At 47.5% G+C, this 14,208-nt stretch carries 14 protein-coding genes and 1 other annotated feature; of the genes, 4 read left to right on the forward strand and 10 right to left on the reverse strand.

Translation table 11 applies throughout. From position 1 onward, the window contains the following. Positions 1-55: 55 nt before the first annotated feature. On the forward strand, positions 56-607 hold the full coding sequence (locus AXG56_RS15025; protein WP_008632611.1) for a GNAT family N-acetyltransferase: 552 nt from the start codon (positions 56-58) through the stop codon (positions 605-607). A gap of 18 nt (positions 608-625) precedes the next feature. Here the strand turns inward: AXG56_RS15025 and AXG56_RS15030 are convergent, their stop codons facing one another. Continuing rightward, a complete protein-coding gene (locus AXG56_RS15030; protein WP_026578595.1) occupies positions 626-1,312 on the reverse strand; it encodes a DUF3298 and DUF4163 domain-containing protein in 687 nt (228 codons plus the stop codon). Positions 1,313-1,445: 133 nt separating this feature from the next. Between AXG56_RS15030 and AXG56_RS15035 the strand changes: the two genes are divergently transcribed. Together AXG56_RS15035 and AXG56_RS15040 are read left to right on the forward strand one after the other, a co-directional pair. Next, positions 1,446-3,695 carry an EAL domain-containing protein gene (locus AXG56_RS15035; protein ID WP_062515294.1) on the forward strand — a complete coding sequence of 750 codons (2,250 nt, stop codon included), beginning with the start codon at positions 1,446-1,448 and terminating at the stop codon, positions 3,693-3,695. Between the two features lie 63 nt (positions 3,696-3,758). Further along, positions 3,759-4,118, forward strand: coding sequence for a Lin0512 family protein (locus AXG56_RS15040; protein ID WP_026578597.1), 360 nt, complete (start codon positions 3,759-3,761; stop codon positions 4,116-4,118). A 32-nt stretch (positions 4,119-4,150) separates the two neighbouring features. On the opposite strand, the gene AXG56_RS15045 is transcribed toward AXG56_RS15040, so the two are convergent. The 6 genes from AXG56_RS15045 to AXG56_RS15070 all read right to left on the reverse strand — a co-directional run bounded on the left by AXG56_RS15045 (position 4,151) and on the right by AXG56_RS15070 (position 9,435). Continuing rightward, positions 4,151-4,819, reverse strand: coding sequence for a TraR/DksA C4-type zinc finger protein (locus tag AXG56_RS15045; protein WP_062515296.1), 669 nt, complete (start codon positions 4,817-4,819; stop codon positions 4,151-4,153). Between the two features lie 103 nt (positions 4,820-4,922). Continuing rightward, entirely contained in the window at positions 4,923-6,059 is a 1,137-nt protein-coding gene (locus tag AXG56_RS15050) for a bifunctional cystathionine gamma-lyase/homocysteine desulfhydrase (RefSeq protein ID WP_062515299.1), read from the reverse strand. A gap of 4 nt (positions 6,060-6,063) precedes the next feature. Then, the gene (locus AXG56_RS15055) at positions 6,064-6,981 is read right to left on the reverse strand and encodes a PLP-dependent cysteine synthase family protein (RefSeq protein ID WP_062515301.1); all 918 of its coding nucleotides are present in this window, start codon (positions 6,979-6,981) and stop codon (positions 6,064-6,066) included. Between the two features lie 21 nt (positions 6,982-7,002). Then, the gene (locus AXG56_RS15060; protein WP_062515304.1) at positions 7,003-7,461 is read right to left on the reverse strand and encodes an S-ribosylhomocysteine lyase; all 459 of its coding nucleotides are present in this window, start codon (positions 7,459-7,461) and stop codon (positions 7,003-7,005) included. A 4-nt stretch (positions 7,462-7,465) separates the two neighbouring features. Then, a complete protein-coding gene (locus AXG56_RS15065; protein WP_008632627.1) occupies positions 7,466-8,125 on the reverse strand; it encodes a class I SAM-dependent methyltransferase in 660 nt (219 codons plus the stop codon). Positions 8,126-8,253: 128 nt separating this feature from the next. Continuing rightward, positions 8,254-9,435 carry a DEAD/DEAH box helicase gene (locus AXG56_RS15070; protein ID WP_035388591.1) on the reverse strand — a complete coding sequence of 394 codons (1,182 nt, stop codon included), beginning with the start codon at positions 9,433-9,435 and terminating at the stop codon, positions 8,254-8,256. Positions 9,436-9,595: 160 nt separating this feature from the next. Here AXG56_RS15070 and AXG56_RS15075 point away from each other — a divergent pair, with 160 nt between their 5' ends. Beyond that, positions 9,596-10,783, forward strand: coding sequence for a M14 family metallopeptidase (locus tag AXG56_RS15075; protein WP_008632630.1), 1,188 nt, complete (start codon positions 9,596-9,598; stop codon positions 10,781-10,783). 41 nt (positions 10,784-10,824) lie between these two features. Here the strand turns inward: AXG56_RS15075 and AXG56_RS15080 are convergent, their stop codons facing one another. The 3 genes from AXG56_RS15080 to AXG56_RS15090 all read right to left on the reverse strand — a co-directional run bounded on the left by AXG56_RS15080 (position 10,825) and on the right by AXG56_RS15090 (position 13,884). Beyond that, the gene (locus AXG56_RS15080) at positions 10,825-11,166 is read right to left on the reverse strand and encodes a hypothetical protein (RefSeq protein WP_235601515.1); all 342 of its coding nucleotides are present in this window, start codon (positions 11,164-11,166) and stop codon (positions 10,825-10,827) included. A gap of 116 nt (positions 11,167-11,282) precedes the next feature. Then, positions 11,283-12,656 (reverse strand): argininosuccinate lyase, encoded by a 1,374-nt coding sequence (argH, locus tag AXG56_RS15085; RefSeq protein ID WP_026578602.1) that lies wholly within the window; start codon positions 12,654-12,656, stop codon positions 11,283-11,285. Next, entirely contained in the window at positions 12,649-13,884 is a 1,236-nt protein-coding gene (locus tag AXG56_RS15090; protein ID WP_008632637.1) for an argininosuccinate synthase, read from the reverse strand. Before AXG56_RS15090 ends, argH begins: the two co-directional genes overlap by 8 nt. A 54-nt stretch (positions 13,885-13,938) precedes the next feature. Next, positions 13,939-14,154: a binding site (T-box leader), on the reverse strand. Between the last annotated feature and the right edge of the window lie 54 nt (positions 14,155-14,208).

Consider the following 14,208-nt stretch of genomic DNA (forward strand, 5'->3'; position numbering starts at 1 on the left):
TGCTTTTTTCCCTATGCATCCGGTCCACCCTCCTCATTACAAGGAGGGATTTTTTATGCTGAAAAAACGTGACCTACATGACGCCCCGGTACTTTTTGAATTGATGAGTCATCCCGAAGTCTTTCCGTACGTCCGCCACAAAGCTGCATCAAGTGATGAGTTTTATTTCTTAACGAAGCAGACGATAGAAGCAGAAGATCGGGGGGAATTGATTTCACGTACCATCCTTGATGAGTGGGCACAGCCGATCGGCACGATCAACCTTTTCGACGTGACAGAAGGTAAGGGTTTTCTGGCAACATGGATTGGCAAACCCTATTTCGGTAAAGGTTACAACCAACCTGCGAAAGAGGCCTTCTTTGAAGAATTGTTCTTCCAACTCGGCATCGAAGCGATCTTCATGAAGATCAGGAGAACCAACATCCGATCCATGAAAGCGGCCTTGAAAATCCCTTATGTATCCTTGGCGAACGAAACGTATCCGGAAGTTCTCCAGCAGATCAATGGAGTAGAAGATGTTTATGACTTGTATGTCATTACGAAAGAACAATATATGTTCCATTATTACGGAGACCAGAATCAGGAAGAAGAAATGTTAGAAGCATAAGCCAAGGCTTATGCTTCTTTATTTTATATAGGCGGAAGTATAGGACGGAACAGGAGCCCGTTTTTCTTTCGGATGCTCTTTCTTCATCCCCTTTAAAGGAATCGACATCTCAGGTGTACCAAACACGCCAGGAGCGACTTCATACTTATTAAATACCAGTACGATTTTGTCTTTTTGAAGATAGTAGGCGGTATTGTCCCTTACACCGCGGAACGTTTTCTGAAAGTACGTATCAGGATCGGATTGGATAATTTTTTCCACAGCTTTGTTTAACCGATCCATGTGAACAACCTCTTTTAAAGGTCTGATCTCCCCTGCTGCTCCATCCACAAAGTTCACAGATGAGACAGTCGAATTATAGCGGTCCCCCCGTGAGATATGAGATGTCATGACAACCGAGAAGAACTCCTTCTCTTCGTAAACAATCGTTTCTTCATAATACAAATAAGGGATGCCTATCGACTCACCTGCGCCCCTCTTGACCATACGGAATTTCTCTTCCAACTTATCGATGATGTCATTGTTCACCCGCTCCTGTATCGCCTTATTCTCCAGTTGCTCAAACAGCGGATAGTCGACATGGATTTCCCAGCCTTCTGTCACTTGATCTTTGTGAACGATTTTGTACTGACTTTCAGCAGCGACACCAGTGCTGTACAATAGAACGAATACAATAGCCAACAGGGCTACATTTAAGCGCTTCAAAGCACATCCCTCCTGTACTTCTTAGCTTATCCCAAAGCGCTAAAAGTAAAGCATCCAGTAGAAATAATTCGAATCATGTCGGATAAACGTAGTACACTATAGACAATCCAACACAAATAAAGGGAGTGCAAGCATGGATCAATCCCCTCTGGTCACTACATCATTCATGTCGAGTCTTCTTACGAAAGACCCTTTGAATGCCGTCTCCTACATATTGGAACAATGCTGTCTTTATTTCAAAGCGGATGGAGCATTCCTTTACCGTCAAGAGAAGGAGGAGGGTATGTTTCATTCATCGTTCGAGCACGTGAACGATTCACGTTTCTACCCACTTCCTGGAATCCAGTGGTACGGAAAGCCCGGGGAGATCCATAACGTTTCTTCCCTCTTTCCAGGCGAAGAAAAGGCAGCAGCGGTTATGCTGCCTTCGGAAAAAGAAATAATTATTCTCGCCGGTCATAATTGTGACATCGAGGCATCAGAAATAGCTGGACTGTTACCCATATTAGAAGCCTGCACCCTTCCATTACGTCAGGGTCCGAAATCGTATTCTTCCCGCGCAAATCGAGAAGAGCGCATTCGCCGTCAGCAGTCGGAGCTGATGAAAATCATGAAAGATGCCCGACTTACAAGGATCGATCTGCTGCCTGCTTTTGAAATGATTTGTAACACAACGATTGAAACCCTCGATACGGACAGAGTCAGCGTCTGGATGTTTGATGAGGCTCGTGAAAACCTTCAAGTGGAAGCGATGAAGGAAAGAGGGGATAGGACCGTTGATCCTCCAATGAAAAACCTTCCCAGGAATGCTTTCCCAGCCTATTTCTCCGCATTGGAGAACGAGCGCACACTGGCTGTCAGTAATACAACACAGGACGACCGGGTCTTTGAGCTGAGCGAAGCTTTTAACCAACCGAATAACGTCCTGGCTATGCTGGATATTCCGATTATCTGCGGTGGCGAAATGGTTGGTGTCCTCTGCTGTGAACAGTTCGACCGCTCGCGTCCATGGGATTTCGATGAGAAAGCTTTTGGTACTTCCATTGCGGATATGGCAGCCTTCATCACCGAGCATGTGAAGCGGAAAGAAGCGGAAATGGAGCTTGAACGAATCGCTTTCTATGATTCGTTGACGAACCTTCCGAACCGACATTGGATCGAACATTACCTGGATGACGAGATCCAGAAAGATCAGCCCTTTGCAGTCCTCTATATGGACATTGACCGTTTTTCTGCTTTTAATGAAGAACTGGGGTACCGGGTGGGAGATCAACTGATTATGGGTATAACGAGACGCCTTAAATCCGCTCTTCATGGGAGGGACAAACTTGGATGGTTCCAGGACGGTTTTGTTGTCCTGCTGCATGATCCGGGAGAAGGCATTCAGCTTCATCAGAGGATCAGCCATTATTTACAGCAGTTCCATGCTCCTTATTCTATCGAAAGTCAGGATATATACGTAACGGTAAGTACTGGAGGGGCTGTTTTTCCTGACCATGGAGATTCACCGGCGACCATTATCCGTCATGCGCACCGTGCGAAGACCGCGGCTAAACAAAACGGACGCAGCCAATTTCGGTTCTTTGACCCGGAGATGGATCAGGATCACCTCGCTTACGAACGGTTCCAACTGAATTTAAGAAAGGCGCTTGATAAGGACCAGTTTGAATTGTTTTATCAGCCTCAGGTGCAAGCATCTACTGGAAAAGTGAGAGGAATGGAAGCTTTGATACGCTGGGAGCACCCGGAAAAAGGTCTGCTCCCCCCGGCATTATTTTTACCGCTTGCAGAGATGACGGGCATGATTGTAGAAATCGGCGAGTGGGTGCTTCAAACCGGTCTTGCTAAGCTGAATGAATTAGAAAACGCCGGCTACACTGGATTAGTCATGAGTATCAACATTTCGCCGCAGCACTTCGAGCATCCGTCCTTTTTGAAGACGCTCGAAGCAGCGCTCGCCCAGTCAAGGGTGAATCCTTCTCAATTATTACTGGAGGTGACCGAACAGATTGCCTTCCGACAGGAGAGCAGGACGGTGGAAACCTTAAGGAAAATGGAACGTATGGGCGTCCAAATCGCCATCGATGATTTTGGTACTGGGTATTCGTCGATGAAATACTTAAGCCTTTATCCAATTCATACGCTGAAAGTCGACCGCAGCTTTACGAAAGATCTGCTGCTCAAAGATAAAAGCCGCATTATTGTTAAGAAGATGATTGAACTTGGACAGAGCCTTGGATGTGAAGTCGTCGTGGAAGGCGTGGAAAATGCCGAAACGGCTGATTACCTTCAAGGCATCCATGCGGACATGTTGCAGGGCTTTTATATTGAAAAGCCACTTCCTTCCGCCCTGCTCCATGAGTGGATGAGAGATCAGGAATGATTTCCGTTTCATTCCCTGGTCTTTCCTGTGATACGATAAACAGTAAGAAAGGTGGTTCAATACATGGAACAATTAATGTTTATACAAACCGGGATGGGTACGGATGTTCATGGTCAGGATGTGACGAAAGCTTCTGTTCGTGCCATTAAAAATGCCATCCATACTAATTCGATGCCGGGCATCCGTACCGTGCTGCCGGAGCAATCCCTTGATAACATGAAAATCAAAGTGAAGCTGGCGGTCCCATGCGATCATGATAAGCTGGATCATGATGCCGTTAAACAAGCCATTCCATACGGGGACGTCACCATTGAAGTGATGGAAGGCGGCATGCTCACATCGAGTGGAATCCTGCTCAAAGACAAAGAGGACAAGAACGATTTAATGTACATTGTGAACGCCGCTGTCGAAGTGGGATATTAAAAAGAGCCTGAGCAATCCGCTCAGGCTTTCCTCTATTCTTCGATTTCTTCCAAATCATCCATATACTTATCGTAGTGCACGTTACGTTCAAATCGGACGTGATCCGCACCTGTGTAGCCATAAATATCGGTTGATACAAACGGTTCGTATTCTTCCACATATCCGACCCCGTCCTGATTGTCCATTAAGGAAGAGTCATCATAGGTCATAGCGCTTTGATTGAAAGACGCTACTTGTTCATAGGCATTCTGCTCATTGTATTCCGGCGTCATGCGGATCTCTCCATAGGCTTCTTCCATTTCAGAAAGCACCTCTTCCTCCGGCGGACGGCCTGAATAAAGCCTGTCGTTCGGAGATTCTTCCGCAATCGTTCTGGCGGTGGGAAGAGCATCGAGCCTTTCTTTTGGTATCTGCCGCCCGGTCTTCTCACAAACACCGTACGTACCCTTTGCTATTTGAGTAAGCGAATAATGAATATCAGAGAGCTCTTCACGCAAATGCCCGGACAACGCGAGATCTTTCTCACGCTCATAAAGCTCCGTCCCGGAGTCAGCAGGATGGTTGTCATACTGCGACAACTCTCCGGAAGCCATATCACTAGCGAAACCACGTTCCAAGCCGAAATTCGCTTCTTCTTCCATTCGTCGTTCTATTTCACGCTTACGTTGCTGTAATCGTTCTTTGTATATAGTGTCATCCATTTTATCTCCACTCCTTGACTTGCCCCCTTAGTTTGGCACGATCAAAAGACACCTATACAGACAAACAAAAAAGAGCATCCCATCATCGGAATGCTCCATTTTTTTACGCGCGTAAAGCGGCCAGAAAGTCTTCTTTTAAGTCCTCTATATCTTCCAAACCGATGGATACGCGGATCAATCCGTCTGTAATACCGAGCTCAGCTCTGCGATCTTCGGGAATGGAAGCATGCGTCATCATAGCAGGAACAGAAATTAAGCTTTCTACTGCTCCAAGGCTTTCCGCCAGTGTGAAATAGCGGACGTTTCGCAGAACTTTGTCTGCTTTCTCACCACTGCCGACGTCAAAGCTGATCATTCCGCCGTTCCCTCTCGCCTGAGCGTGGTGAATGTCACTTCCCTTATGCGAGGACAAGCCCGGATAATAAATCTTCGTCACTTCAGGAAGGCCTTCAAGAAAGCTTACGAATTCCTTCGTATTTGCTTCGATCTCCTCCATGCGGATTCCAAGCGTTTTGATCCCCCGCATGAGCAGCCAGGAGTCCTGTGGACCGAGGATTCCTCCGGTGGAATTCAATACGAAGTGGACAGCTTCTGCAAGTTCCTCCGAGTTCACAACGACAAGGCCTGCCACGACGTCACTGTGACCGCCTAAATATTTCGTTGCACTGTGAAGTACGATATCTGCTCCGAGGTCGATCGGATTCTGCCAATATGGTGTACTGAACGTATTATCGACAATCAACGTCAGTCCCTTGGCACGGGCAAGTTCCGAGACCCGTTTCAAGTCGGTGATTTTCAATAGAGGGTTTGTTGGAGTCTCTACGTAAATGGCTTTCGTATTCGCTTGGACAGCCGCTTCCACCGTGTCTACGTCGCTCGTATCCACAAAACTTGCTTCCAAACCGAAGCGGTTGATTACTTTGGATACCATCCGGTACGTACCGCCATAGACGTCATCGGTAAAGATTACGTGATCGCCTTTATCAAAGGTCATCAATACAGCCGTGATCGCCGCCATTCCTGAACCAAACGCAAAGCCTCGGTAACCGCCTTCCAATTCCTTAATCAACTCTTCCAAGGCGAAACGGGTCGGGTTTCCAGTCCGGGAATATTCATACCCGCGATGCTTTCCAACACCATCCTGTTCATAAGTGCTGACTTGATAAATCGGCACACTGACCGCGCCTGTCTTCTCATCTCCAGTAATTCCTCCATGGATCAGCTGCGTTTTCTTTCTCATTTCATCACTCCTCATATATGCCTTGGCTTAGATATCTTTCACTACTATCCGGAAAAATGGTCACGATCTTCGAACCCGGTTTGGCGGATTCTGCCTCTCGCAGCGCTGCTTCGAACGCCGCACCGGAAGAACTGGCTACCAGCAGCCCTTCCTTCCTTGCAAGCTCCCTCACCCTTTGAAAGGCGACGTCATCGGAAATCGTATGAATCGCATCGAAGTAAGCTGTGTCCATATAGGAAGGCAGAAACTCCATTCCGATGCCTTCCGTACGGTGAGATCCCGGCTTACCACCATTCAGAATCGAGCCTTCCGGTTCCACGATGACGGTTTTAATTTCTTCTTTTTTCCCTTTTAAATACCGGGCCGTTCCCATAAACGTCCCCCCGGTACCGGCGCCGGCAACAAAAATATCTATTTCACCGTTTAAATCCTGATAAATTTCAGGTCCTAAGGAATCCGTGTACGCTTGAGGGTTCGCTTCGTTGCTGAACTGCTTAGGGCTGTACGCACCGGGAATGGTCAGGCACAGCTGCTCTGCCTTCTCAATGGCTCCCCGCATGCCTTCTTCTGTAGGCGTGTGGATGACTTCAGCACCGAGCGCCCGCATCAACGTCTGCTTTTCTTTACTGAACTTCTCCGGTGTAACAAAAAGAACCCGGAAGCCCCTGCCGATTGCGGCCAGTGCCAATCCTATACCGGTGTTCCCCGCTGTAGGCTCGACAATGGTGCCACCCTCCCGAATCAGGCCTTTCTCCAGTGCATCCTCAATCAGTTTTAAACCCAGGCGGTCTTTGACACTACCGCCTGGGTTCATGAATTCAAGTTTGGCAAATATCCTAACTTGATTCGGGATGTCTGAATGAGTGAGTTCAATCATAGGTGTCTGACCGATCAGTGACTGTATATTCTTGACGTAACCCATCGCATTCTCATCTCCCGTGTATTAAAAGACTTCCGTCCATTCGCTGCGTTTCTCCAGCAGCTCCTTCGCAAGTTCCTTCGCGCCTTCCAGGCTGTGACTGGCTGCGAATCCGCACTGTACTTCATTGCAGGCCGGCACTTCATCGGCTTCCAGAACGTCGTTCAATGTTTTCTCGATGACATCAAGGACATTGTCGTAGCTGTCATCATTCAATACGGCTATATAGAAGCCGGTCTGACAGCCCATCGGACCGATATCAATGATTCGATCGTGGTGGTTACGGCTGTTTTCCGCCATCAAATGCTCCAGGGAGTGCAGCGCAGGCATATCCATATATTCCTGGTTCGGCTGCTTGATACGCAAATCGTATTTATATATTTTGTCGCCGTGTTCTCCTTCTGTCACTCCTACAAGACGCACATAAGGTGCTTTCACTTTCGTGTGGTCTAAGTTGAAGCTTTCTACGTTCATTTTTGGCATAAGATCATTCCCCTTTGTTCGCTTGTATGAGCCAAGCGTATTTATTCAGCTGCTCGAAGGACACTTTAAACCCTTGAGCAATAAACGCCTCCCTTAATTCTTCTAGATAGGCATAGTATTCTTCCTGCAAATCCTGTGCTAAATTTAAAAATCCCGCTTCTTCCGCTTTACGGATCAGCCTCTGTTTATGTGCTTCATCCTGGAAGATGGTATCAATAAAGATGACTTGACCGTCTGTATCCAGCTGGTCGTGGAAGCTTTTGATCGCTGTTTCCTTTTCCTCTTTGGTCAGGTGGTGGAAGGCGAATGAGCTGACAATGGAACGAATCGGAGTCCCAAACTGCGGGTAATCCAGAAAGTTCCCATCATATATTGCTGCTTCCGGACATTTCATCTTAGCAATTTTGCGCATTTCCGAAGAGGGTTCGACTCCGATTACCAATTTTCCTTGATCCACCATCCGGCGGGTTAAATTGGCTGTGCCGACACCGAATTCCATGACAGGCGATACGGACAAAGCGGCGAGGCGGGCAAGCATTTCATCGTACCCGTCGAACACTTCCCTATATTCGGGATCTTTCCCGGCTACTGTGTCATCATACGAACTCGCCCATTGGTCGAATAAGTCGACGAATTCCATTCCCATTTCGTCATCTCTCCCCATAATTTATAATTCCTATAAGTAAACTCGGAATTACATTGTTACTATATCATATTTCCAGACGCCTCTCAATGTTAAACTTTTGTCACTATTCCATAAAAAAAAGACGAAGGCCTCCCGGGCCTCGTCTTTTACTTTCTTCTACGCCTATTATGACGTGGTTTTCTTTCCGTATCTTCCTGTTCCTTCCGCTTTCCTGGTGAAAGACCTTCGATCGTCCGGCGTTCCAGTTTTTCACTGATGAACCTCTCAATATCTCTAAGCGCTGGTTTGTCCTTCGGTGCAGCAAACGTGATCGCAAGTCCCTTGCCGCCTGCTCTCCCCGTCCGTCCGATCCGGTGCACATAGCTTTCCGGGTCCTGCGGGATGTCATAATTGAAAACGTGAGTGACACCTTCCACATCCAATCCCCGAGCAGCAACGTCTGTTGCTACCAGATACTGCAGCTTCGCTTCACGGAACCGCTTCATCACTTTTTCCCTTTTTGCCTGGGAAAGATCTCCGTGCAGCTCATCCGATGCAAATCCTTCTGCGGTCAAGGCATCGTTCAACTTCTTCGCCCGCCTTTTCGTCCGGCAGAAAATCACCGCAAGGAAGGGACGGTGCTCCCTCATGATTGTCAGGAGCGCGGCCTGCTTCTGCCTGTCCGTCGTCTCATAGAGAAGCTGCTTAATATTCGAAACCGTGACCTGCTCCCCTTTTACTGAAATACGCGCCGGGTCCTTCAGCATCTTTCTACCAAGCTTCTGGACCTGCTTCGTAATCGTCGCTGAGAAAAGCATCGACTGTCTCTCGGCATTCATTTCAGAGAGAATCGCTTCCACATCAGGAAGAAATCCTGCTTCAAGCATCTGATCCGCTTCATCCAGGACAAGGTGACGGACGGACTGGAGGCTGATCGTCCCTCTCCGCATATGATCGAGGAGCCTGCCCGGCGTCGCGATAACGATATGGGCTCGTCCGTTCAACTTATTCGCCTGCTTCGCAACATCTTGTCCACCGTACACTGCGAGGACATGAGTAGCCGCATCCTTCACTTTCGTCACTTCCTCCGTGATCTGCAGCGCAAGTTCCCTTGTCGGGGTAATGACGACAGACTGTACCTCTGCCAGATCCGGGTCAATATTGTGCAGTATAGGCAGCAGGAAGGCGAACGTCTTGCCTGTTCCGGTCTGTGCTTCTGCGATGATATCCCGGCCATCCATTAAAGCGGGGATGGCTTCCACCTGTATATCCGTAGGAGAAGTGACGCCTTGCTGCTTCAGCTTTCCGACTAAATGGGAAGGCACTCCTAATTGTTCGAATGTTTGCATGTATATCACTACTTTCTTCAACTGAGGCCTTGGATGGCCATTACGCCTTATTGTACCTGAAATCCAGCTGCTATGTATCGTTTTTTAAAAAACTGTAGAGAAAATGACTTCATGCTCCTTTTCCTCTTTCCATATACATATAAGGAGAGGGGGCTTTATCGTGGACGTAAAAGTGAGAAGTGGAGATACGTTATGGTATTATGCCAATTTGTTCAATATCCCGCTGACTTTATTAATAGACTCCAATCCCGGGATCGAACCGGGTGAACTCTCCATAGGTCAAACCATCTTTATTCCGGGTTACGAAACAAGCACCTATACCATCCAAAAAGGAGATACATTATGGAAGTTGGCGAGCGAGCGGAGAATCTCCCTGGACGCGCTTGCTCTATTAAATCCGGGGATAGACCCCTCACGTCTCGTCATCGGCCAAAAACTAACTATTCCTGTCCTTGTGACTTACCGGATCCTCGACGGGAACCAACCGTATGACTCGACTATTCTTCGCAAGGATATCGATAAGCTCCTCGCTTTGTATCCATATATCCGGAAGAATGTCATCGGTCAAAGCGTCATGGGCAAAGACCTGGTGGAGCTTCAAATCGGACGCGGTCCGAAAGTGGTTCACTGGAACGGCTCCTTCCATGCGAATGAGTGGATCACAACTGCTGTCATCATGCAGTTTCTCAACGATTATGTCCTCGCTTTAACAAATAAAGAAACGATACGAGGGCTTGATATGCTCCCCTACTATGATCAAATCACCATATCGATCGTCCCGATGGTCGATCCTGATGGTGTCGATCTCGTCTTAAACGGCGCGCCCGAAGGAGAATTCGGCAGAGAAGCATTGCGCATTAATCAAGGAAGTAATGATTTCACCGACTGGAAGGCGAACATCCGCGGGGTGGACCTTAACAATCAATTTCCTGCTAAGTGGGAAGTGGACGCCGCGAGAAAACCGACGGCACCAGCTCCGCGTGATTTTCCCGGATATGAACCACTGACAGAGCCGGAAACGATCGCCATGGCCGAGTTGGCAAAGGATCGGAACTTCGAAAAGATGCTTGCCCTGCATACGCAGGGTGAGGTCATCTTCTGGGGATACGAGGGATTAGAGCCTGCGGAATCCATTGCCATTGCAGAAGAATTCGGGAGAGTCAGCGGCTACGAGCCCATCCGCTATGTAGACAGCTTTTCCGGCTATAAAGATTGGTTCATTCAGGAATTCCGCCGTCCCGGATTCACCCTTGAGCTGGGAGAAGGAGTAAACCCGCTTCCACTTGACCAGTTTGATGAGATCTATCAAGAAACAATGGGGATCTTCCTTGCCAGCCTATACATGTAAAAGAAATCACCTCCGTCTTTCTGAGGAGACGGAGGTGATTATCATTTCAATAATTTTTTATCCACATGGCCGCCGTGGTCCTTCATAATTTTGAGGGCTTCTTCCAAGGACTCTTCCTCTACGGAAAAGTGCAGCACATGAGTCAAGTGCTTTTTATCTGTCAACGCTTCTTCATGATCATGTTTTGGTGAAATCACTTCTGTGAAGGTAAACGTACCTCCCCCTGTTGATGTCGATCCTGCCAACGGAACAATCGGTGTCAAGTCCGCTTCCTCTGGAACAGCTTCCAACATTTCTCCTTCCACCGCTAGCTTCTGCAGGGACGACTTCGCACCCTCGGCATCGTTCTCTGTTTGAAAATAGGCTTGTACATACTTAGACATGTCACATACTCCTCTCGAGATTAAGGTCGTATGGTTATAATAGCCTTCCAGACATTTTTCAAACGTTTTCATTACTACACTATTCTCTTCCATTAGAAAAGAAAAAGGACACCTGCTCAACCCAGATGCCCTTTTGCCAATTGCAATTGCTTATTCACTTGCTCAAATCCTGTTCCACCTTCACTGTTTCGTGCCGCTACTACATGATCCGGTGCTAGTTTCTCATATATATCCGCTTCAAACAGCTCGGAAAATTCCTTATACTCCTCCATTTTCAAATCGAGCAGATACTTTTTGTTTTCTATCGCATACAGAACGATTTTTCCGATGACTTCGTGCGCTTGACGGAAAGGCATACCTTTTACTGCCAGGTAATCAGCGATATCCGTCGCATTGGAATAATCTTCTGTGACTGCCTTCTTCATCTCTTTATCATTGACTTTCATGGATGCAAGCATCGGCGCAAGCAGCTGCAGTGCTCCTTCCAGCGTTTCAACGGTATCGAACATACCTTCCTTGTCTTCCTGCATGTCTTTATTGTAGGCAAGCGGGAGACCTTTAAGCAAAGTAAGCAGTCCTATAAGGTTTCCGTATATGCGACCGGTTTTCCCTCTCAACAGTTCAGGAACATCCGGGTTCTTCTTCTGCGGCATGATACTTGATCCTGTACAGAATGCGTCATCGAGCTCCACAAATTGGAATTCCTGACTTCCCCACATCACAAGTTCTTCCGACAGACGGGAGATATGCATGATCAAAATCGAAGAAATCGATAGAAACTCAAGAATGAAATCCCGATCGCTCACGGCATCCAAAGAGTTGGGATACGGTTGGTCGAACCCCAGCGCTTCCGCTGTCATCTGACGATCGATTGGATATGGTGTACCTGCCAAGGCAGCCGCCCCAAGTGGTGACCAGTTGACACGCTTCAAGCTGTCCTGCAATCTTTCTTTATCTCTTTCAAACATCCAGAAATAAGCAAGGAGATGATGTCCGAAAGAAATCGGCTGGGCGCGCTGCAAATGTGTATAACCAGGGACAATGGTTTCTACATGGGATTCCGCCTGATCAACAAGAGCCGCTTGGACTGCTTCCAGCAATTGAATGAGATCCTTCGTCTTCTCTCTCAAATACAGATGCATATCTGTCGCTACCTGGTCATTCCTGCTTCTCCCTGTATGCAGTTTGCCGCCAACGGGACCAATTTCATCAATCAACAGCTTCTCAATATTCATATGAATATCTTCATGCTCTACAGCGAACGTGACGTCCCCGTTCTTCACCTTTTGCTCAATAGTTAACAAACCATCTTTGATTTGAGCAGCTTCCTCTTCGGAAATGATGCCGCACGCGCCGAGCATCGTAACGTGTGCCATGCTTCCCTTAATATCCTGAAGGGCCAGTTTTTGATCAAAGCCGATGGAAGAGGTGTACTCTTCCACCAGTTTATTCGTTGGTTTGGTAAAGCGGCCGCCCCACAGCTTAGTCATGCGCGCTCACCTTGGCTTTGTTCAACAGCTTATCGCCTTTATGAACATCAGCATATACTTTCGTCGGAAGCCCCCACAGTTTAATGAAACCGACAGCTGCATTGTGATCGAACGCGTCTTCTTTGGAATAAGTGGACAGTTCCTCGTTGTAAAGACTGACCGGCGATTTCTTACCAATCACTGTGTGATGACCTTTAAACAGCTTCACTTTCACTGTACCAGTCACTACGTTCTGTGTTGTCTCTACGAAAGCAGCAAGCGCCGGCTGCAGCGGAGAGTACCATAGACCATCGTAAATGATCTTGGAAAGCTGCTGATCGACATTCGCTTTGTACTGGGATACTTCTCTTGTCAATGTCAGGAACTCAAGCTCTTTATGAGCATTGATCAGGATCATGGCTGCAGGGTTTTCATACACTTCTCTTGATTTGATTCCGACAAGGCGGTTTTCTGTATGATCGATACGTCCGACTCCGTGCTCTCCACCCAGTTCATTCAAGTATTCGATCAATTCTACAATACCCATTTCCTTACCGTTAATAGCTACCGGCTTCCCTTCCACAAAATCGATATCGATCGTTTCCGGCGTATCCGGAGTTTTCTCAATAGGATTCGTCCAGGCGTATGCCGCTTCCGGAGCCTCTTTCCAAGGATCCTCCAGAACGCCGGCTTCGCAGGCACGTCCCCAGATATTCGCATCGATGGAAAACGGATTTTCTAAATTCACAGGAATTGGAATGCCATTTTCTTCTGCATATACGATCTGTTCATCACGAGTCATTCCCCACTCCCGGACTGGAGCGATCACTTCAAGGTTTGGATTCAAGGCCTGGATGGACACTTCGAAACGAACCTGGTCATTTCCTTTTCCTGTACAACCGTGTGCGACAGCTACTGCGCCTTCCTGTTCCGCTACCTCCACCAACAGCTTGGAGATTAATGGACGGGATAGTGCAGAAGACAGCGGGTATTTCCCTTCATACAGTGCGTTTGCTTTCAAAGCGGGAATCAGGTATTCCTCCGCAAGCAGTTCCTTAGCGTCCACCATAATCGCCTTAATCGCACCGACGTCCAGCGCTTTCTGACGGATCTTCTCCAAGTCTTTCCCTTCACCAACGTCCAACCCTAAGGCGATGACATCATATCCGTACTTTTCCTGAATCCATTTCACTGAAATCGAAGTATCCAATCCACCGGAATATGCGAGTACTACTTTTGGTTTTGTCATAATTAAATTCCTCCTAGTTATTTATATCCATAAAAAAACCGTCTCCTACTAAAGGTAAGAGACGGACGTTATTATCATCCGCGGTGCCACTCTCATTGTCTAATTAAATAGACCAACTCAATGCTGATAACGGGAGCTCCCGGTTACGGCTACTATCGTTCACCGAACTTCTCAGAAGTGCGTTTCCGTATGAATCGATCACCAGGCTTCCACCAACCCCGGCTCGCTGCAGATCCGATGCCTACGTACTCTCTTCCTCAATGAATAATCCTGCATATTTATTACTTGATGTTTATAATTATACAAAACCTATGTAAGAAGTCA

The sequence above is a fragment of the Halobacillus sp. KGW1 genome, assembly GCF_001592845.1.
In the GTDB taxonomy this organism is placed as follows: domain Bacteria; phylum Bacillota; class Bacilli; order Bacillales; family Halobacillaceae; genus Halobacillus.